This is a genomic window from Pseudomonas sp. Marseille-Q5299 (assembly GCF_943737035.1).
GTDB lineage: Bacteria > Pseudomonadota > Gammaproteobacteria > Pseudomonadales > Pseudomonadaceae > Aquipseudomonas > Aquipseudomonas putida_E.
This window is the reverse complement of sequence record NZ_CALSFR010000004.1, coordinates 660784-679541: the sequence shown is the minus strand read 5'-3', so window position 1 is coordinate 679541 and position 18758 is coordinate 660784. Positions and strand designations below refer to the sequence as shown.

The window sequence follows — 18758 nt, the reverse complement described above, 5'->3', positions numbered from 1 at the left end:
ACGGCATCAGGCGCCCCGCACCTGATGCCGTGCCCCTCACTTTTCTTGCAGTACCGCCCTGCCCTTCACTGCCCGCGGCCCGCGCCAGGCCCAGAACAGCAACCCGGGGAACGGGGCGTAGACGACGAAGACGATCCATAGCATCTTGCGCTCCGCGCGCCGTTCGCTGCCGATGATGTGCCAGATGGCGAAGATCTCCAGCAAGATGACCAAGGCCGCGACAATGATCCAGATCGTTCCGATTTCCATGAGCACTCTCCCGTTGGCATGTAAAGGGTTGGGTTACTGCCAGCGGCAAGGGTTCATTCGGATTTACTTGCCTGGGCCTTTTCCAGTGCAGCCTTCAACGCCTTCGCATCAGCGAACTCCTGCTGGCTGACCAACGCTCCCTGCTCAAGCTGCAACCACAGCACCTTGCCTTCCTGCCCAGGATAGCGGCTGGCCACCTGCCCTTCACGATCAAGCATAACCCGGTAGTTGTAATCACGCATGGCCGGGATGGCGAACAGCTTGCTGATCAGCGCCGGCATGCGCTGGATATCCGCCACAAACACCGCATCGCGCGACTCCAGGTAGCCCTTGGGCTGTTCAGCCAGGGCCGCCTTCACCAGCTTGGCGCCGTCCATGTCGCGGGCCACCAGCAGCACATGCGTGCCGGCGGCCAGGGTATAGGGCTGGTCATGCTGGTCGAGCAGCGTCCACGGTGCGAGCTTTTCCCCGGTTTGCAGGGCGTTTGCCACCAGTGGCAGCAGGCTGAACAACAGGGCGACGGCGTATTTCATCGAGGTTCTCCAGGTGGGAGGCGCCAGCATAGCCCAGTTGCCTCAATACGACCTCCAATACCACAGGCCCACCCAGGCGATTGTCTTTCCCCTGGCTACCGGCCACACTCGCCAGGCCATCCAGGAAGCGGAGTCCAGAGTGCCCACCCCACGCCAGTTCAGCAAGAAGACCAGCACCACCAACATGCTGCGGCTCAAGGCCACCGCGGGCAGCCCCCAGGCGCCCTACCGCGTCGACTTCGTCCTGCTCAAACACTTCTCCATGGCCAGTTTCACCGTGGCCATGGACGTGCTGGTCACCGCCAACCTGCTGCGCGCCGACAGCTTCAGCTTCACCCCACTGTCGCTGGACGGCGACCGGGTGCTGAGCGACCTGGGCCTGGAACTGGTGGCCACTGACCTTGTTGCCAGCGAACTGAAAGCACTTGACCTGCTGATCATCTGCGGAGGCTTGCGCACACCGCTGAAGTACCCCGAACTGGACCGCCTGCTGGATGACTGCGCCGCCCACGGCAAGGCCCTGGGCGGGCTATGGAACGGCGCCTGGTTTCTTGGCCGCGCCGGGGTACTGGATGACTATGGCTGCAGTATCCACCCCGAGCAGCGCGCCAGCCTGTCCGAGCGCAGCCCGCAGACACGCATCACCCCGGCCAGCTTCACCCTGGACCGTGACCGGCTCAGCGCCGCCAGCCCCAATGGCGCCATGGAACTGATGCTCGGCCTGGTCCGCCGCCTTTACGGTGACGGCCTGGCAGAAGGCGTCGAAGAAATCCTGTCGTTCTCTGGCGCCCGCTACCGGCAGGTCGGCCCGGGGGCGAAAAAGTCGATGAGCCTGCACCTGCGCACCATCGTCGAGCTGATGGAGAACAACCTCGAGGAAACCCTCAGCCTCGACCAGTTGGCGGCCTACAGCGGCCGCTCGCGGCGGCAGATCGACCGCCTGTTCCAGGCCCAGTTGGGCACCTCGCCGCGGCGCTACTACATGGAACTGCGCATCACCAAGAGCCGCCGCCTGCTGCAGTACTCCGACCTGTCGGTGATGGAGGTTGCGGTGGCCTGCGGCTTTGTTTCGGTGTCGCACTTCAGCAAGTGCTACGCGGCCTACTTCGGCTACCCGCCGTCACGTGAGCAACGGCTGGGCGAGTGAACGGCACTCAGGCCTGGATGTAACGCATCACTGCTTCGCAGATCATGGCCTTGTGGCGCAGTTTGACCTGCTCATCCAGCAGGTCGATCTGGAAGATGTCGCCGAAGGTATGGCGGTTCGAGACCCGATAGAAGCAGAACGCGCTCATCAGCATGTGCAGGTCGATGACCTCGATGCCCGGGCGGAACACCCCCTCTTGCACGCCACGCTCCAGCGTGCGGCCCAGCGCCTGCAGCACCAGGCTGCTCATCTCGCGGATGGCCGGGGTTTTCTTCACGTACTCGCCATAGTGGATGTTTTCGGTGCAGACCATGCGCACGAATTCGACGTTGCGGTCGTGGTGGTCGAAGGTGAACTCGGTCAGGCGCTGGATGGCCTGCTCGGCCGGCAGCGACTCCAGGTCCAGGCGGTGCTCGGTCTTGCGGATGTCGCCGTACAGCTTGACCAGGCACTCGACGTACAGCTGCTCCTTGCTGCCGAAGTAGTAGTAGATCATGCGCTTGGAGGTGGCTGTGCGCTCGGCGATGGCATCCACCCGCGCGCCTGCCAGGCCTTGCTGGACGAACTCGTTGATGGCGGCCTGGAGGATGTCCTCGCGGGTTTTTTCAGGGTTGTTCTTGCGCGACTTGCGTGTCCCTTCGATCTCGGGCTGGCCGAGGGGGGCAACGGGATTGCTCATAGCTGCTCACGGGGTATTTATTGGGATTTGGACGGGATTATCCGTGAGTGGAGGGTTGGAAGGAAGCGCGCTGTTGATCGGGTGGGCAGGATTGGCGGGGGCCCAGCCTGAGCCCCTTGATCAAGCGCTGCACAGGCAGCGCCCGATCTCACAAGCCGTGAACCCTTGGGCCGTTACAGCACCGGCTTGCGCGCCGCTCCGCTGCGCCGCTTGGCCATCGCCGCCAACCGCACAGGAACGTTGGCCGCACCGTACCCGGCATACCCCCCCTTGCGCTGGATGATTTCAAAGAAGAACCGGTCCTCGAACGCCTCGGTGTACACGTGGAACAGCTCGCCGCCCTGGGCATCGCGGTCGTACAGCACGTTGTAGTACGCCAGCTCGCTGAGAAACTCGTCATCGAAATCGAAACGCGCCGCCAGATCGTCGTAGTAATTGAGCGGAATTTCCAGCAACGGCACACCGGCTTCCTTCGCCCGCGCCACTTCCTTGAAGATGTCGGCACAATCGAAGGCGATATGGTGAACGCCCGACCCGCGATAGCTCGACAGCGCGTGGGCGATGGCGGTGTTGCGGTTTTCCGATATGTTCAGCGGCAGGCGCAGGCTGCCGCACTGGCTGCGCAGGGCACGGCTTTTGACCAGGCCGTAGGGGTCGGGCAACACCACTTCATCATCTGCGGCAAAGTCGAACAGGCTCTTGTAGAACAGCACCCAGCTGTCCAGCGACTCGGCCGGCAAGGCCAGGGCCATGTGGTCGATGCGCTGCAGGCCACCGGTGGTGCTGGCGCTCTGGTCCAGGCGGAAGTCGGTGTCGTACAGCGACGGGCCTTCCTTGCCCTGCTCCACCAGGTAGATCAGGCTGCCATCCGGGGCGCGCACTGCAGGCACCTCACATTCATTGGGGCCGACCAACCCACGGAACGGCTGGCCGCGGAAGTCGGTGGCGCGCTGCAGCGCCGCGTGCTCGTCCTTGACCCGCAGCGCGGTGGCACACAACGATGGGCCGTGGGCCTCGAAGAAGTTGTGGCCAAAGGAGTAGGGCTCGGCATTGAGCACGATGTTGATGTCGTTCTGGCGCAGCAGGCGTACGTCCTTGCTGCGGTGCTTGCCGGCGTCGGCAAAACCCAGGCGCTTGAGCCAGCTGCCCAGACGCGCGCCGACCGCTTCGTCCACGGCAAATTCGAGGAATTCCACGCCGTCGTAGGTACTGGCGGCGGGCGGTGCGAACAGCACACCCGGCTCGATCGCGGTGCCCTCCTGCTGCAGGCGCAGGCGGGTCTGTTCCTCCAGGTACAACAGCGAACGCAGGCCATCGGCGGCGTTCTGGCGCGGTGGTGCGGCGCGGAAGCCGTCGTTGAAGATTTCCAGCGACAGCGGGCCGCGATAACCGGTGGCCAGGATCGGCGCGAGGAAACCGGCCAGGTCCATTTCGCCCTGCCCCGGGAAGCAGCGGAAGTGGCGGCTCCACTCCAGCACATCCATGGCCAGGATCGGCGCGTCGGCCATCTGCACGAAAAAGATCTTGTCGCCGGGGATGTCGCGGATCGCGGCAGGGTCGCCCTTGAGCGAGAGGGTGTGGAAGCTGTCGAGGATCACGCCCAGCGCCGGGTGGTCGGCCTGGCGCACCAGGTTCCACACTTGCTGGTAGGTGTTGACGTGACGGCCCCAAGCCAGGGCTTCGTAGCCGATGCGCATGCCGCGTTGGCCGGCGTGCTCGGCGAGCAGGCGCAGGTCGTCCACCAGCAGTTGTTCTTCGCCCAGGGCGTCGGCCTGCACGTTGCTGCACACCAGCACCAGGTCGGTGCCCAGCTCTTGCATCAGGTCGAACTTGCGCTCGGCGCGGTCGATGTTCTTCTGCAGGCGGTCGCGGCGGCAGCCTTCAAAATCGCGGAACGGCTGGAACAGGGTGATGGCGATGCCGAGGTCGGCGCACATCTGCCGCACCTCGCGCGGGCTGCCGGCATAGTAGAGAAGATCATTTTCGAAGATCTCGACGCCGTCGAACCCGGCGGCGGCGATGGCTTCGAGCTTTTCCGGCAGTGTGCCGCTCAAGGACACGGTGGCTATCGAACGCTGCATGGTGGAATTCCTTGTTATGGGGCTACTGGGCTGGAAGCTGGGGCTAAGCAACACACCATCAGACTTCTTGGCATGATGAATTATTCGCAGGTAAAGTCATGGCAGCAATCACTTTGTACGGAACGGTTAGTTTTGCGTTCGATTACCGCACAAAACCCGTTTTGGCGAATTGATTCACTGCCACCCCTGCGCAACCATGAGACCAGACGCAGGCATACCGACCACCACTTTCTGCCCAGTGGCCGTTCGGCACAACCTGCGCTCACAAGCCCAGCGCCACGACATAATAAGTTCAATAAAACGGGTACAGACCTATGCAAACATCCCTCGCCTTGCAACCCGCACCTGCTCGATCGTTGTCTCCAAACAGACTTGGCTCGCGATCGTCGGCCCTTTAAGCACCCACATACTCCCGATAGCGATCGCACACCCACTGGCTTGCCGCCTGACGGCACCGGCTGTGCGGCGACCAACAAAAACAACGGAGACAACGATGGCTAACTCCAGCTCTCAAGCCAAGAAAGCGACCGCCAGCGGATGGATAGGCTCGGCACTCGAGTACTACGACTTTTTCATCTATGCCCAGGCTGCGGCACTGATCTTCCCGCAGATCTTCTTCCCCAACACCGACCCCAAGATGGCGATCATCGCCTCGCTGGCCACCTACGGCGTGGGTTACCTGGCCCGTCCGGTCGGCGCCTTCGTGCTCGGCCACTGGGGTGATACCCGCGGGCGCAAGAACGTGCTGCTGCTGTGCATGTTCCTGATGGGCATTTCGACCATGGCCGTGGGCCTGCTGCCTACCTACCACGATATCGGCATGCTCGCCCCGGCCTTGCTGGTGCTGCTGCGCCTGGTCCAGGGCTTTGCCGTGGCCGGCGAAATCTCCGGGGCCAGTTCGATGATCATGGAGCACGCACCGTTCGGGCGGCGCGGCTACTTCGCCAGCTTTACCTTGCAGGGCGTGCAGGCCGGCCAGGTAATGGCGGCGGCGGTGTTCCTGCCACTGGCCTACTTCATGCCCAGCGAGGCGTTCAACGACTGGGGCTGGCGCATTCCGTTCCTGATGAGCGCCATCGTGCTGATCGCAGGCTTCATCATCCGTAAGGAAGTGCACGAAACTCCGGCCTTCGTGAAGGAAGAGAAGCAGGACAAGGTTGCCAAGTCGCCAATCAGCGAGGCCTTCCGCCACAGCTGGAAGCACATGGTGCTGGTGATGTTCATGGCCTTGATGAACGTGATCCCGGTAGTTGCCACCATCTTCGGCGCGGCCTACGCGGTACAGCCGGCCTACGGCATCGGCTTCGACAAGAGCGTGTACCTGTGGATCCCAGTGGTGGGCAACATCGTTGCAGTGCTGGTTATCCCGTTCGTGGGCAATCTTTCCGACAAGATCGGCCGTCGCCCGACCATGATCGCCGGTTGCCTGGGCTCAGGCCTGCTGGCCTTCGTTTACCTGTATGCGATCAGCATCCAGAACGTGCCGCTGGCCTTCGCTACCTCGATCCTGATGTGGGGCATGGTCTACCAAGGCTACAACGCGGTGTTCCCAAGCTTCTTCCCTGAGCTGTTCAACACCCGCTACCGCGTGTCGGCCATGGCCATTGCCCAGAACATCGGCACCATGCTGACTGCGATGCTGCCGGCGTTGTTCGCCCTGGTAGCGCCACCAGGCTCGGATAACATTCCGCTGGTGGTTGGCGGCCTGGCGTTCTTCATCACCTGCGTATGTGCCCTGGCAGCGTATGTCGCGCCGGAAACCCATCGCCTGGCGATGGAAGACCTGGGCAACCCGCAGGCCAAGCCGATGGACAAGGAAGCCTACGAGGCCAGCCGCAAGGGTAGCCTTCAGACAGTGAGCCACTGACAGACGCAAGGGGCCGCAGTGCGGCCCCAAGCATTTCAGCCGTTGACCACTGCCTGCAAGCGCTGCCACAACCGCTCGACATGCTCGCGCTCAGTGGGCAGCGCCCCCACCGAAACCCGCACCATCCAGCGCCCGTTCAAGGTTGCCGGCGTGACATAAGCCTCACCGGAGGCGTTGAGCCGCTCAGCCCATGCCTTGGTATGCGCATCCAGCGCCTCCCCTTCCAGCCCCCCAGGCCGATGCACAATGCACAAGGTCTGCAACTGTACCGGCGCCAACAACGCCCACTCCCCTGCCGCCTCAACCTGTTCGGCCAGCCAACGGGCATTGTCCAGGTCGCGCCGCAAGCGCTGCTGCAACGCCTCGACCCCCTCGCTGCGCAACATGAACCACAGCTTCAGCGCGCGGAAGCGACGCCCCAGCGGGATGCCCCAGTCACGCAGGTTCTTCACCTCACCATCGACCGCCGACTGCAGGTAGCTGGGGTTGGTGCTCATCACCCGGATCAGGTGCTGCGGGTCACGCACGTAATAGATAGAGCAGTCGAACGCCACCCCCAACCATTTGTGCGCGTTGACCACCACAGAGTCGGCCAGCTCGATGCCGTCCCACATCCAGCGGCATTCGGGCAGGATCATCGCTGAGCCGGCCATGGCTGAATCAACGTGCAGCCACAGCCCCTGGGCCTGGGCGATTTCGCCAATCTGGCGCAAGGGGTCCAGCGCCGTAGTGGTGGTCGTGCCGGTGGTAGCGACCACTGCGCAGGGCTGGTTGCCTTCAGCCAGGTCCTGTTCGATGGCCGCCAACAAGGCATCGGGGCGCATGGCGAACTGCTCGTCGGTAGCGATCAGGCGGATGTTGGTGCGGCCGAAACCGGCCAGCAGCGCGGCCTTGTCCACCGAACTGTGGGCGTGGGCGCTGACATACACGATCAGCGGTTTGGCTTCGGCTTGCAGGCCGCCACGCACCAGGGCGTAGTCGGTGGCACGTTCACGGGCACAGATCAGCGCGACCAAGGTGCTGGTAGACGCTGTGTCCTGAATCACGCCGCTCCACTGCCCCGACAGGCCCAGCAACTGGCGTACCCAGTCCAGAGTGGTTTCCTCCAGCTCGCTCAGCGCAGGGCTCGATTGCCATGACAGGCCCAGCACACCCAGGCCCGTGCTGAGAAAATCGCCGAGCACCGAGGACAAGGTGCCGTTGGACGGGAAGTAGCCATAGAAATCGGGGTGTTGCCAATGCGACAGGCCTGGCATCACCAGCGTGTTGACGTCATCGAGGATCGCTTCGAACGGCTCGCCCTGTTGCGGGGCGCCGGCAGGCAAGGCAGCTTTAAGGTAGCCGGGCTCGACCTGGGCCATCACCGGGCGGTCACCGACCGTCTGGCGGTAATCGGCGATCAGGTCGATCAATTGGTGGCCGTACTGGCGGAATTGTTCTGGGGTCACGCGCGGTCTCCTGTGGGTTGTCCGCTGTCAGGCCCGCCCCCATCGCCGGCAAGCCGGCTTCCACAGGTACTGCACTGGGCTTGAAGGCTCTGGGCACCTGTGGGAGCCGGCTTGCCGGCGATGGGGGCATCACCAACAGCACAAGGGCCCCAGTCTAGGCGCCTGCCGCCACGCCAATAACCCCGCTTGGCGCATACCTGCTATGGCAAAGCCGCATGCCCACCCTGCACGCCGAACTGTGACTGGCGCCACAGCTCGAACACCCGGTTGCGCAACCAGCGGTGCTCGGCCGACGCCTGCAGGCGCTGGTGCCACACCACCCAGTAGCGCTGGGTATGCTCCACAAATCCCAGCGGCCGCCAGGCCAGGCCATGCAGCCGGCACAGTTGGCGGGCAATATGCTCGGGCACCGTCGCCAGCGCCTGGCTGTTGCCAATGACCTGCACGGTGGCCGAGAAGAACGGCACTTCCAGGCTGATGCGCCGCTGCAGCCCCTGGGTGCGCAGGTGGCGGTCGATGAAGCTGTCCTTGTCGCCACCGCCGGAGATGCGCACGTGCTTGAAGGCCAGGTAGTCGTCCTGGCTCAGCACTTCGCAGGCCACCAGCGGATGGTCCCGGCGCATCAGGCACACCGCACGGTCCTCGCCAAGCAGGCGACCGTGCAGGTTGGCCGGCGATTCGTCGAACAGCGTGGTCGCAAGGTCGATCTCGCCGCTGGCGAGCAAAGCGTATTGCCCGGCCTGCCAGGTGCGGTAGTCGATGCTCACGCCCGGTGCTTCCTGCTCCAGCGCCGCCACCAGCAGCGGCAGCATGTGCTCTGCAACATAGTCGGACGCGGCCAGGCAGAAGCGCCGCTCGCAACGGGCCGGATCGAACGCGGCCGGCTGGCGCAGGGCCTGAAGCTCTTCAAGCACCTGGCGCAGCGGCTCGACCAGGGCTTGGGCGTACTCGCTGAGCACGTAGCCACGGCCCTGGCGCACCAGCAATGGGTCGTCGAAGGCTTCGCGCAGATGGGCCAGCTGGCGGCTCAACGCCGACTGGCTGACGCCCAGGCGCTCGGCGGCGTGGCTGAGGTTTTTCAGCTGCAGGAGGCAGTCGAGGGTACGCAGGTGGGCGAGGCTGAGGGAGGCGAAGGTTGGGTTCATACAGGCTTCCCCAGGCTGAACACAGGCCCATTCGCCGGCAAGCCGGCCCACACAAGTACCGCGCAGAACCTGAGCTTTGCACTGTACCTGTGGGAGCCGGCTTGCCGGCGATTGGGCCGCAAAGCGGCCCCGTCTTTTACTCGGTCAGGCCAACGTAGACGTTCTGTACGTCGTCGTTCTCGTCGATCGCCTCGAGGAACGCCTCGACTTCAGCCAGTGCCTCGGCACTGAGGCTGGCAGCGCTCACCGGGTTCTTCGGGGTGTAGCCGATCTTGGCCGAAGAGACGGTGAAACCATGCTCGGGCAGGGCTTTCTGCACTGCATCCAGGTCGGTGGTGTCCGTGATGAACAGGGTCGAGCCCTCTTCTTCACCTTCTTCAAAGTCCTGGGCACCGGCTTCGATGGCGGCCATTTCCGGGTCGGCATCGCCGTCGGGCATGGCTTCGATCAGGCCCACATGGTTGAAGTCCCAGGCCACCGAACCGCTGGCACCCAGCTGGCCCTTGCGGAACAGCACGCGAATCTGCGCGACGGTGCGGTTGACGTTGTCGGTCAGGCACTCGACGATCAGCGGCACCTGGTGCGGCGCGAAACCTTCGTACGTCACCGCCTGGTACTGCACGGCATCACCGTCCAGGCCCGCGCCCTTGCGGATTGCCCGGTCCAGGGTCTCGCGGGTCATGGAAGCCTTCTTGGCTTGCACGATGGCCAGGCGCAGGCGTGGGTTCATGTCGGGGTCGGCGCCCGACCTGGCTGCGATCTGGATTTCCTTGGACAGCTTGCCCATGATCTTGCCCTTGGCATTGGCAGCTGTTTCTCTATGCTTGGCTTTCCACTGTGCGCCCATGTCGACTCTCTTGTTTCAGCGGCCGGTTCAGGAAGCGACCGGCCAAAAAGTGGGAGCAGTTTATACGCCCTCGGGCCAGTGTTCGACAAGAAATCTCACGCTTTGTCGGCCTTGCCCGCCGCCGCTGCGAACCGGGCCAGCCGCACGTCCAGGTGGCGTGGCCGCAGCCCCCGGTCTTCGGCGCGCTCCTTGCGCCGGATTGCATTGCGCACCATCAGCGACCCCAGGTAACGGATCGGCTCCGGCGGGAACAGCCCCAACGGGCCCTTGACCAGTGGCGAGCGGGTCCACGGGTTGTCCAGCCCCAGCGCCAGCGACGAGAGGATCTGCCCGCCCATGTGGCAGGGCCCTACCCCGCTGCCTGAATAGCCGAAGCCATAGAACACGTTGCCTTGCCCGTCCAACCGCCCGAAGAACGGCAGCCCGGTCACCGAGCGGTCGGAGGGGCCGTTCCAGCTGGCCGCCAGGGGCACCTGGGCCAAGGCAGGGAAGAAATCGGCCAGGCTCTCACGCAGCAGCGGCCGGTATGGCGAGGGTTGATCGAACACCGGCAGCATGCGCCCGCCATAGGCGAAGGTGTTGCCACCCTTGCCGAGCATCAGGCGACCATCGGAGGTGTTGTGGTAGTAATGCACGAAGATCCGTGAGTCCAGCACGCTGATGCCGTTGTTCAGGCCGATCTCGTGCAGCAGCTCGGGGCACGGTTCGGTGATCACCATGTCACTGGAGACGATCGCCACGCTGCGCTCGAACTGCGGGAAGGCACGCGCCATCCAGGCATTGAGGCCGAGCACCACGCGGTCGGCACGCACCGTGCCGTGGGCCGTGCGCACCAGCGCCGGAGCGCCGTGCTCCAGGCCGGTCATGGCCGTGCCTTCATGAATGCGCACGCCGCGCTGCAACGCCACACGCCGCAGGCCGCGTACCAACCGGCCAGGCTGGACGGTGGCGGCGGCCGGCGAAAACCAGCCCTCCAGGTGCCGCGCCGAGCCGGCCAGGCGCTGCACCTCATCCAGCGGCAAACGCTCGAATGAATTGATCCCCTTGTGCTCCAGTGCAGCGATCACCGCATCGGTTGCACCCACCTGGGCCTGGTTGGTGGCGGTGTACAGTGTGCCGTCCAGGCGGTAGTCGCACTCGATGCCATTGGCCGCGCAAAACGTGCCAATGGCACCGATGCTGCGCTCTGACTCGCTTACCAGGCGCACCGCTTCGGCCACCCCGAACAGACGCTCGAGGGTGAAGTACTTGGCCGACCAGGACAACGCGCAACCACCGTTGCGCCCACTGGCGCCTGCACCGCAGATGTCAGCCTCGATCAGCAGCACGTCCAGCGCCGGCACCGCCTCCTTGAGCATCAGCGCGGTCCAGAGGCCCGTGTAGCCGCCGCCGACGATGCACACGTCGCAGCGGGCATCGCCTTGCAGTGGCGGGCATACCGCGTCCTGTTCACAATCCAGGGCCTGTTGCAGCCAGAAGGGTCTCATTCGCTCGCTTTCCTTTAGGTACGCAGTGGCTTGATCGCCATGCTGGTGTTGGGCGCCACATCATTGGCCTGGGCTGCGCTGGCCGGGCGGCTGTTCCAATGCGGCAGCAGTACCAGGGCCGAGAACAGTGCGCAGCCGGCGAACACGATGAACACCGTGACGCTGTCGAAGTAACCGGGCAACAGGCCGCCGAGCACCGCGCCCACCGAACCGCAGCCATTGACGAAACCGGCTGCCGTGGCACCGGCCTTGGCGGTGCCGAAGTCGATGGCCGCCGCGCCGCTGATCATCGAGTCTGGCCCGTACAGGGTCAGGCCCATGAAGAACAGCAGGCCAACCACCATGGCGATGCTGCCGCTGTGCATGGCTGCCATGAACGCCGCCAGGGCCACGGTCAGCAGCACCAGGCTGATCACACAGGCCGGCATGCGCCGGGCGCCAAACAGCTTGTCCGAGGCCAGGCCGATGATGATCGGGCCCAGCAGCCCGGCCAGTTCAAAGGCCGTGGGGATGATCGCAGCACCCACCTTGCCGACCGAGGGCATCTGCTCGAAGACGATCACCGGCCCCCATAGCAAGATCGCGTAGCGCGCCGGTTTTAGAAGAAAGTACGCCAGGCCCAGGGTCAGTACCGTGCGGTTGCGCAGGATCTCGCGCAGCGGCGCCCACACACTGCACAGGCTGCCGGCCGGCGCCATGCTCTGCGGCTCGGGCTCGACCGCCGGCAAGCCCACATCCTCGGGTTTGTTGCGCTGCAGGAAGAAGAACAGCACCGCCACCGCCGCCACCACCGCGGCACTGGAGAAGAATGCCGCATGCCAGCTGCCGATCAGGGTATAGGCCCACCAGCCGGCGAACGGCGAGGCGACCAGGCCGCCAAATGCATAGCACGAGCTCCACAACCCCAGTACCCGGCCGCGCTGAACGGCAGGGAAGAAGCTGCCGATGTTCTTGCACAGCCCGGCCCAGCCGGTGGACTGCGCCAGGCCCTGGATCAGCATGCAGGTGGCAAAGATCGGGAAGGTCGCGTAACTGCCCATCACCACTGCTGCTGCCGCCGAGATCAGCAGGCCACCGAGCACCACCACGCGCGGGCCGAAGCGGTCGGCAAGCATGCCCCAGGTGAACTGGCCCACGGCATAGGCGGCCAGGTAGATGGCGTCGAGGTTGGCCATGGAGGCCTTGTCGAGCATGAATGTCGGGTCTTCACCAATACCGAGCTTGGCCACCGAGAAGGCCTTGCGGGTGAAGTAGAAGGCGGCGTAGGCCAGCCAGGTGATAGCGAAAATCTGGATGCGCCAGCGTTTCAACGCGGCTAGGGAGTGATTCATGTGCGTCTGACCTCTTGCTCAAGTGTGCCGGCAGAATGTGAATAAACGCCTGTCTTGTTTTTGTGTTGCGCACTGCATGACGTGGCTCGTCATCTGGTCAGATGGCGCAGGGGTGCGCGCCATGCCCGGCGGCCGCTTGTGGCAGCGCTGGGTTGGTCAGTATGGAAACAGGTGGTGACTGATAAATAAAATCGATTTATCGTATTTCACACATAAGCTCAGCTTGTTACTGGAGTCCACATGTCGGTGTCCCACGCTCAACTCAGGGCTTTCCACGCAGTGGCCGTGCACGGCAGCTTCACCCGGGCGGCAGAAAAGCTGTTTCTGACCCAGCCGGCCGTGTCCGACCAGGTGCGCAAGCTCGAAGAGCGCTTCGGGGTTTTGCTGTTCCACCGCAACAAGCGTTCGGTGCAGTTGACCGACCTGGGCGAACGCCTGCTGGGCATCAGCAAGCGCCTGTTCGCCTGTGAGGCCGAAGCCCACGAACTGCTGCAGGACTCCCGCGCCCTGCACACCGGCAGCCTGGTGCTGGCGGTGGATGCGCCGGTGCATGTGCTGCCGCAGATCGCACGCTTCTGCCAGCGCTACCCGGGCATCCAGGTCAAGGTCGAGACCGGCAACACCGATGAATCCCTGGCCCGGCTGTTCAGCTATCAGGCCGACCTGGCACTGCTAGGGCGCGATGTCGACGATGAGCGACTGCACAGCGTGCCGCTGCGCCGCGACCCGATGGTGGCGTTCGTGTCGCACAACCACCCATGGGCCAGCCGTGGCTCGATCAGCCTGGCGGACCTGGACGACACGCCGCTGGTACTACGCGAGCCCGGCTCGGTGACCAGGCAGACGCTGGAGGAAGAAATGCAGCGCGCCGGCCTACGGATTCGCCCCGCTATTCAGGTTGAGGGCCGAGAGGCAGCACGCGAGGCGGTGGTGGTGGGTATTGGCGTGGGGGTGGTGTCGGCCGCCGAGTTCGGCGCCGATGCGCGGGTGTGCGCGCTGCCCATTGTCGATTGCCAGCGGCACCTCACCGAGACACTGGTGTGTTTGAGCGAGCAGCGTACGCGGCGGGTGGTCGCGACGTTCCTGCAGGTGGTGCAGGAGAGCTTGTAGGGGCCTTCCCGGCCCTATCGCCGGCAAGCCAGCTCCCACTGGTTTTGCGCTGAGCCTTCATAACTATGCTGGGTATACATTCCTCTCTAATGTGCATCCCATGTTTTTCCGTCTAGCCGCCGACACGCTGGTGCTGCTGCACCTGGCCTTCATCCTGCTGGTGCTGTTCGGCGGCCTGCTGACGCTCAGATGGCGCCCCGCCCTGCTCATCCACCTGCCCGCCCTGGCCTGGGGCCTGGCGGTTGAGGGCCTGCACCTGGAGTGCCCGTTGACCGGCTGGGAGAACCGCATGCGTTTCGCCGCAGGCGATGCCGGCTACCACGGCGGCTTCGTCGAGCACTACATCTGGCCGCTGATCTACCCCGCCGGGTTGACGCCGCAGATCCAGTGGCTGCTGGGCGGCGTCGTGCTGCTGGTCAACCTCGGCATCTATAGCTACGTGATCTGGCGCTGGCGCCATTCACCTACCGCGTAGCAATCACAAACAGCCGCGGGAACGGCAGCAGCACCTTGCCGTCGGTGGCCGCCGGGTAGTCGTGCTGCATGGCCTGCAAGTACATCTGCAGGAAGCTCGCCTGCTCCTGCTCGTCCAGCCTTGCCAGATAAGGCCGCAGGGCCGAGCCCTTGAACCACTCCACCACGGCCTCGGCGCCACCGGTCAACGGGTGATGGTAGGTCGTGCGCCACACATCCACCCGCGTACACAGCGGGCTGAGCAGGTCGTAGTAGAACGCTGCGCTATGCCGGGGCGGCAAGCTCAGGTCGGCGAATTTTTCGGCCCAGGGGCCGCGGCCGGCAATCTCGCGCAACTGGCGGTGGGCCGGCTCGTCGAGGTTGTCCGGGGTTTGCACGGCCAGGCTTGCACCTTCACTCAGCTGGCGCACCAGGTGCGGGTAGAGCGAACCGTGGTCGGGCACCCATTGCAGCGAAGCGTTGGCCAGGATCAGGTCCTGCGGTTCGGGGGCGGTCCAGTGGGCGATATCGGCAATTTCGCAACGCACCCTGGGGATGCGCAGGCGCTGGCGTGCGCGCGCCTTGTCGATCATGTCCGGGTCGCTGTCCAGGGCAGTCACCTGGGCATCGGGGTGGCGCTGCAGCAGTATTTCGGTGGAATTACCAGGGCCGCAACCCAGGTCGGTAGCGTGGCGCACCGGGCGGGGAGGCACCGCGGCAAGCAGGTCGCGCACCGCACGGGTGCGTTCGTCTTCGAACAGGGAATACTGGGTGGCGGACCAGGCCATGAGGGGCTCCTTTTGGCGGGCAATGTGCTCAGCATAAGCCATCTGTCGCCTGTACGGGCCCTGTCGCGGGAACTGTTAGCTCATCCTTGAAGTCAGCCCCTTATGCGCATGCCCATGAAACCATTCCTCGCCCTGGCCCTACTGGCCCTGATCAGCGCCGCCGCCCTCCTCGGCTCACCGTGGATGAACGGGCGCTTTCACATGCCAGCGGACAAAACTCCCGCCCATCAACGCGAAACGGCCGGGTCCACGAGGGAGCCGGCCGCTTCGGGCAACCACTAGCGCTTAGTGCTTGCGGGCGCTGCGCATCTGGTGCACCACACCCATGGCCACCACGACGGCGGCAGCAATGCCGGTGGAGATCACCAGGATCTGGTAGTCAGGCATGAAGGCCATGGTCACCAGTGCGGCGACGATGAAGGCGATCACCAGGTAGGTCAGCCACGGGAACAGCCACATCTTCAGGCGTACTTCCTTGCCCTCGGCGATCAGCTTGCGGCGCATGCGCAGCTGCGAGAAGGCAATCACCAGGTACACCAGCAAAGCGATCATGCCGGTGGTGTTCATCAGTGTATCGAGCACGTCTTTCGGGCGCAGGGTCTCGCTGAAGTTGATCAGCGCACACACCACGGCCACGGCGCACGAACCGATGATCGCGTTCACCGGTACGCCGGTACCGGCGCGGGTTGTCTTGAAGAACGACGGCGCATCGCCACGCTGTGCCAGCGAGAACAGCATGCGCGAAGCGGTGTAGTGGCCCGAGATCAGGCAGCTGCTCACCGACGTCAGTACCACGAAGTTCATCAACAGCTCGGCATACGGCACACCCAGCAGTTCCAAGGTGCGGCGGTAGGCGCCATAACCGGAAACGCCCAGGTGCGGGTCGTTCCACGGCACCAGGCAGACGATCAGGAAGATCGAGCCGACGTAGAACAGGCATACACGCCACACCACCGAGTTGGTGGCCTTGACGATCTGGGTGGCCGGGTCCTTGGCTTCGGATGCGGCGATGGTGACGATTTCGGCACCGAGGAAGGCGAACATCACGCCAAGCAACGCACCGATCACCGTGGTGATGCCATTGGGCATGAAGCCTTCGGCGGTCAGGTGGGTGATGCCGCGCACTTCACCGAACTGCCAGATGTTCATCACCGCTGCGGTACACACGATCAGGAAGCAGACGATCGCGATCACCTTGATCAACGCGAACCAGAACTCGAACTCGCCGTAGTGCTTGACGTTGAAGAAGTTGACGGTGATCAGCACCAGGGTCGTGGCCAGCACGAACACGTTGACGCTTACATCAGGGAAGAAACCATGCAGGATCTTGCCTGCCACATAAGCTTCCCAGGCCATGAGGATGACCCAGTACCACCAGTACAGCCAGCCGATGGTGAAACCGGCCCAACGGCCAATGGCGCGGTCGGCGTAGGTGGAAAACGAACCGGTGTCGGGCGACGAAGTCGCCATTTCACCCAGCATGCGCATGATCAGTACCACCAGGATGCCGCCTGCCAGGTAGGCCAGGACAGCAGCCGGGCCGGCGCTGTGGATCACGCTGCCGGAGCCGACGAACAAGGCGCCGCCGATAACCCCGGCGATCGACATCATCGTCAGGTGGCGCGACTTGAGCGAGGCACTGAGTTTGCTCTCGTGCCCGCTGTTCGCGGTGGTGGTTGTGGATGTTGCGTCCATCAGTTGTGTACCCCGTGCTTCTTTTTATCCAAGGAAAACTGTAAGACCGCGATGGTCATCGGCCTTACCTGTACATCAGTGCTAATGCGGGCAGGAGGTGTGCTGTTACACACGCAGGCCTTCCATGGCGGCCTGCTGACGCGCCCCTGGGTTTGCCCCTGGAGCGAACTGAACATGCTTTATGTGGCGCTATCTGACACCTAATGTAAAAATGTCCGACACATAGAGCCATGCACAGTGGCATGAAAGTCGCACTGCACTGTACAGGTCGCCGATGCAATACACCCTGCAGGCGCCTGCCGTTACGCACCCTCAAGGCCCCCGAATGCTTGAATTACACCCAGACTCCTCGACGCCGTTGGTCAACCAGATCATCGACGGGCTGCGTGAGCTGATCGACAACCAGACCCTCAAGCCAGGTGCCAAGGTCCCGTCGATCCGCGCGTTTGCCGCGACCTATTCGGTGAGCACCTTCACCGTGGTCGAGGCTTACGACCGCCTGGTCGCCCAGGGGCTGCTGGTGAGCAAGGGCAATGCCGGGTTCTTCGTCAACCGCGCGGCGGCCGAATTGCTGGACAACCACAGCGCCGAGGCCGACGCCAGTCGACCATCGTTCAACTCCGAATGGTACCTGCAGCAGATCTTCGAGACCCGTCAGTTGCCATTCAAACCGGGCTGCGGCTGGCTGCCCAACGACTGGATGTACGAAGAAGGCCTGCGCCGCGGCCTGCGCCAGGTTGCCGGCAGCCCGCTGGAGCTGTCCGGCTATGGCGACCCGATGGGCCTGCCGGAATTGCGCGCGCTGACCGCGCAGAACCTGCAGCAGGAACTGTCGATCGTCGCCAACACCGCCCAGCTGATGCTCACCCACGGTGCCAGCCAGGCTCTGGACCTGGCCGTGCGCACGCTTGTGCGCCCCGGTGACGTGGTGCTGGTGGACGACCCCGGCTACCCCAACCTGATGAGCATCCTGCGCACCCAGGGCGCCACCTTGATCGGCGTGCCGCGCACCCCCAACGGCTACGACCTCAACCACCTCGAGCAGCTGTTGGCGCACCACCGCCCGACGGCTTTCTTCACTCAGCCGCACCTGCACAGCCCGACCTGCTCGCGCACCCCGCTGGCGCAGCTGCACCGCTTGCTGCAACTGGCCAGCCAGCACGGCTTTCGCCTGGTGGAAAACAACCTGTACGCCGACATGGTCGCCGAGCCGCAGCCGTGCCTGGCCAGCCTCGACCACCTGCAGCAGGTGGTGTACGTGGGCAGCTACTCCAAGAGCATTTCGCCCAACGTGCGGGTCGGCTACCTGTTGGCCAACCCGGAACTGGCGCAGAAGCTGCTGCACCTGAAGATGCGCTCGGGCCTGACCACCTCGCAGGTGATGGAGCGTGTGGTGTATGCCGCGATCATCGACGGCCGCTGGCGCAAGCACCTCAAGCGCCTGCGCCAGCGCCTGGCCGAGGCCCACCAGGAAGTTGGCCGGCACCTGCACCGGCTGGGTTTCGAGCTGTTCATCGAGTCGGATGAAGGCATGTATATCTGGACCCGCCACCCGGCCATCCCGGACAGCGCAGCGCTACTGGATGATGCGCTGGAGAAAGGCATCATGCTCGGGCCCGGGCAGTTGTTCATGGTCGATGCCAAGCCGACCGGGTGGATGCGGTTCAACGTGGCGTTCAGTACCGACCCTGCGATGTGGGAGTTGTTGGAGAAGGTGTTGGTGAAGCACGTGCGCCGGGCGGGGATTTAGGGCTCAGGGATTGTGCTGTGGGGCTGCTCGCCGCGGCATTTCCAGCGTCTGCGACATCAAGCGCCGCGCGCGGCGCTCTATCCGCAGGGTGCTATGAGCAGGCACATCGTGTGTTCACACAATACCTCTGCGTAGGTAAACACCGGGG

17 protein-coding genes are annotated in these 18758 nt (G+C 64.2%); 6 read left to right on the top strand and 11 right to left on the bottom strand.

What is annotated here, in order from left to right; all coding sequences use genetic code 11:
• Positions 1–36 precede the first annotated feature (36 nt).
• Together NGJ21_RS16150 and NGJ21_RS16145 are read right to left on the bottom strand one after the other, a co-directional pair.
• Complete coding sequence (locus NGJ21_RS16150; protein ID WP_012314118.1) at positions 37–249, bottom strand: PLDc N-terminal domain-containing protein; 213 nt, start codon at positions 247–249, stop codon at positions 37–39.
• Positions 250–302: 53 nt separating this feature from the next.
• Positions 303–782 carry an FAD/FMN-containing dehydrogenase gene (locus tag NGJ21_RS16145; RefSeq protein ID WP_115275074.1) on the bottom strand — a complete coding sequence of 160 codons (480 nt, stop codon included), beginning with the start codon at positions 780–782 and terminating at the stop codon, positions 303–305.
• 139 nt (positions 783–921) lie between these two features.
• Here NGJ21_RS16145 and NGJ21_RS16140 point away from each other — a divergent pair, with 139 nt between their 5' ends.
• Complete coding sequence (locus NGJ21_RS16140; protein ID WP_046785488.1) at positions 922–1929, top strand: GlxA family transcriptional regulator; 1008 nt, start codon at positions 922–924, stop codon at positions 1927–1929.
• Between the two features lie 7 nt (positions 1930–1936).
• Here the strand turns inward: NGJ21_RS16140 and NGJ21_RS16135 are convergent, their stop codons facing one another.
• Positions 1937–2608, bottom strand: a complete 672-nt coding sequence (locus NGJ21_RS16135; protein ID WP_251962390.1) for a TetR/AcrR family transcriptional regulator — start codon at positions 2606–2608, stop codon at positions 1937–1939.
• A gap of 173 nt (positions 2609–2781) precedes the next feature.
• Positions 2782–4689, bottom strand: a complete 1908-nt coding sequence (quiC, locus tag NGJ21_RS16130; protein WP_046785489.1) for a 3-dehydroshikimate dehydratase QuiC — start codon at positions 4687–4689, stop codon at positions 2782–2784.
• Between the two features lie 493 nt (positions 4690–5182).
• On the opposite strand from quiC, the gene NGJ21_RS16125 reads away from it, so the two are divergent.
• On the top strand, positions 5183–6556 hold the full coding sequence (locus NGJ21_RS16125) for an MFS transporter (protein WP_046785490.1): 1374 nt from the start codon (positions 5183–5185) through the stop codon (positions 6554–6556).
• A 35-nt stretch (positions 6557–6591) separates the two neighbouring features.
• Here NGJ21_RS16125 and NGJ21_RS16120 read toward each other — a convergent pair whose 3' ends face one another.
• From NGJ21_RS16120 to NGJ21_RS16100, 5 genes are all read right to left on the bottom strand, one after another.
• Positions 6592–8004, bottom strand: a complete 1413-nt coding sequence (locus NGJ21_RS16120) for a DOPA decarboxylase (RefSeq protein WP_119688817.1) — start codon at positions 8002–8004, stop codon at positions 6592–6594.
• 200 nt (positions 8005–8204) lie between these two features.
• Positions 8205–9149 carry a LysR family transcriptional regulator gene (locus NGJ21_RS16115; RefSeq protein ID WP_119688816.1) on the bottom strand — a complete coding sequence of 315 codons (945 nt, stop codon included), beginning with the start codon at positions 9147–9149 and terminating at the stop codon, positions 8205–8207.
• Between the two features lie 136 nt (positions 9150–9285).
• Positions 9286–9996: a YebC/PmpR family DNA-binding transcriptional regulator gene (locus NGJ21_RS16110; RefSeq protein WP_039603624.1), complete on the bottom strand. Its 711-nt coding sequence runs from the start codon at positions 9994–9996 to the stop codon at positions 9286–9288.
• A 95-nt stretch (positions 9997–10091) separates the two neighbouring features.
• Positions 10092–11483 (bottom strand): FAD-dependent oxidoreductase, encoded by a 1392-nt coding sequence (locus tag NGJ21_RS16105; RefSeq protein WP_251962389.1) that lies wholly within the window; start codon positions 11481–11483, stop codon positions 10092–10094.
• Between the two features lie 14 nt (positions 11484–11497).
• The gene (locus tag NGJ21_RS16100; RefSeq protein WP_251962388.1) at positions 11498–12814 is read right to left on the bottom strand and encodes an MFS transporter; all 1317 of its coding nucleotides are present in this window, start codon (positions 12812–12814) and stop codon (positions 11498–11500) included.
• Positions 12815–13054: 240 nt separating this feature from the next.
• Here NGJ21_RS16100 and NGJ21_RS16095 point away from each other — a divergent pair, with 240 nt between their 5' ends.
• Both NGJ21_RS16095 and NGJ21_RS16090 read left to right on the top strand, forming a co-directional pair.
• A complete protein-coding gene (locus NGJ21_RS16095; protein WP_251962387.1) occupies positions 13055–13924 on the top strand; it encodes a LysR substrate-binding domain-containing protein in 870 nt (289 codons plus the stop codon).
• Positions 13925–14024: 100 nt separating this feature from the next.
• On the top strand, positions 14025–14399 hold the full coding sequence (locus NGJ21_RS16090; protein WP_251962386.1) for a DUF2784 domain-containing protein: 375 nt from the start codon (positions 14025–14027) through the stop codon (positions 14397–14399).
• On the opposite strand, the gene tam is transcribed toward NGJ21_RS16090, so the two are convergent.
• Complete coding sequence (gene tam, locus NGJ21_RS16085; RefSeq protein WP_046785497.1) at positions 14389–15165, bottom strand: trans-aconitate 2-methyltransferase; 777 nt, start codon at positions 15163–15165, stop codon at positions 14389–14391. The two genes, NGJ21_RS16090 and tam, sit on opposite strands and share 11 nt — an antisense overlap.
• 102 nt (positions 15166–15267) lie before the next feature.
• Between tam and NGJ21_RS16080 the strand changes: the two genes are divergently transcribed.
• Positions 15268–15447 (top strand): hypothetical protein, encoded by a 180-nt coding sequence (locus tag NGJ21_RS16080; protein ID WP_115275082.1) that lies wholly within the window; start codon positions 15268–15270, stop codon positions 15445–15447.
• 3 nt (positions 15448–15450) lie between these two features.
• Here NGJ21_RS16080 and NGJ21_RS16075 read toward each other — a convergent pair whose 3' ends face one another.
• Positions 15451–16860 carry an amino acid permease gene (locus NGJ21_RS16075; RefSeq protein WP_046785499.1) on the bottom strand — a complete coding sequence of 470 codons (1410 nt, stop codon included), beginning with the start codon at positions 16858–16860 and terminating at the stop codon, positions 15451–15453.
• Positions 16861–17185: 325 nt separating this feature from the next.
• Between NGJ21_RS16075 and NGJ21_RS16070 the strand changes: the two genes are divergently transcribed.
• Positions 17186–18610: an aminotransferase-like domain-containing protein gene (locus tag NGJ21_RS16070; protein ID WP_039601970.1), complete on the top strand. Its 1425-nt coding sequence runs from the start codon at positions 17186–17188 to the stop codon at positions 18608–18610.
• Positions 18611–18758 lie beyond the last annotated feature (148 nt).

Excerpts from the sequence above, each read along its gene's own strand:
- NGJ21_RS16150 (WP_012314118.1), bottom strand. The coding sequence starts at position 249 with ATGGAAATCGGAACGATCTGGATCATTGTCGCGGCCTTGGTCATCTTG.
- NGJ21_RS16145 (WP_115275074.1), bottom strand. The coding sequence starts at position 782 with ATGAAATACGCCGTCGCCCTGTTGTTCAGCCTGCTGCCACTGGTGGCA.
- NGJ21_RS16135 (WP_251962390.1), bottom strand. The coding sequence starts at position 2,608 with ATGAGCAATCCCGTTGCCCCCCTCGGCCAGCCCGAGATCGAAGGGACA.
- quiC (WP_046785489.1), bottom strand. The coding sequence starts at position 4,689 with ATGCAGCGTTCGATAGCCACCGTGTCCTTGAGCGGCACACTGCCGGAA.
- NGJ21_RS16125 (WP_046785490.1), top strand. The coding sequence starts at position 5,183 with ATGGCTAACTCCAGCTCTCAAGCCAAGAAAGCGACCGCCAGCGGATGG.
- NGJ21_RS16115 (WP_119688816.1), bottom strand. The coding sequence starts at position 9,149 with ATGAACCCAACCTTCGCCTCCCTCAGCCTCGCCCACCTGCGTACCCTC.
- NGJ21_RS16110 (WP_039603624.1), bottom strand. The coding sequence starts at position 9,996 with ATGGGCGCACAGTGGAAAGCCAAGCATAGAGAAACAGCTGCCAATGCC.
- NGJ21_RS16105 (WP_251962389.1), bottom strand. The coding sequence starts at position 11,483 with ATGAGACCCTTCTGGCTGCAACAGGCCCTGGATTGTGAACAGGACGCG.
- NGJ21_RS16100 (WP_251962388.1), bottom strand. The coding sequence starts at position 12,814 with ATGAATCACTCCCTAGCCGCGTTGAAACGCTGGCGCATCCAGATTTTC.
- NGJ21_RS16095 (WP_251962387.1), top strand. The coding sequence starts at position 13,055 with ATGTCGGTGTCCCACGCTCAACTCAGGGCTTTCCACGCAGTGGCCGTG.
- NGJ21_RS16090 (WP_251962386.1), top strand. The coding sequence starts at position 14,025 with ATGTTTTTCCGTCTAGCCGCCGACACGCTGGTGCTGCTGCACCTGGCC.
- tam (WP_046785497.1), bottom strand. The coding sequence starts at position 15,165 with ATGGCCTGGTCCGCCACCCAGTATTCCCTGTTCGAAGACGAACGCACC.
- NGJ21_RS16080 (WP_115275082.1), top strand. The coding sequence starts at position 15,268 with ATGCGCATGCCCATGAAACCATTCCTCGCCCTGGCCCTACTGGCCCTG.
- NGJ21_RS16075 (WP_046785499.1), bottom strand. The coding sequence starts at position 16,860 with ATGGACGCAACATCCACAACCACCACCGCGAACAGCGGGCACGAGAGC.
- NGJ21_RS16070 (WP_039601970.1), top strand. The coding sequence starts at position 17,186 with ATGCTTGAATTACACCCAGACTCCTCGACGCCGTTGGTCAACCAGATC.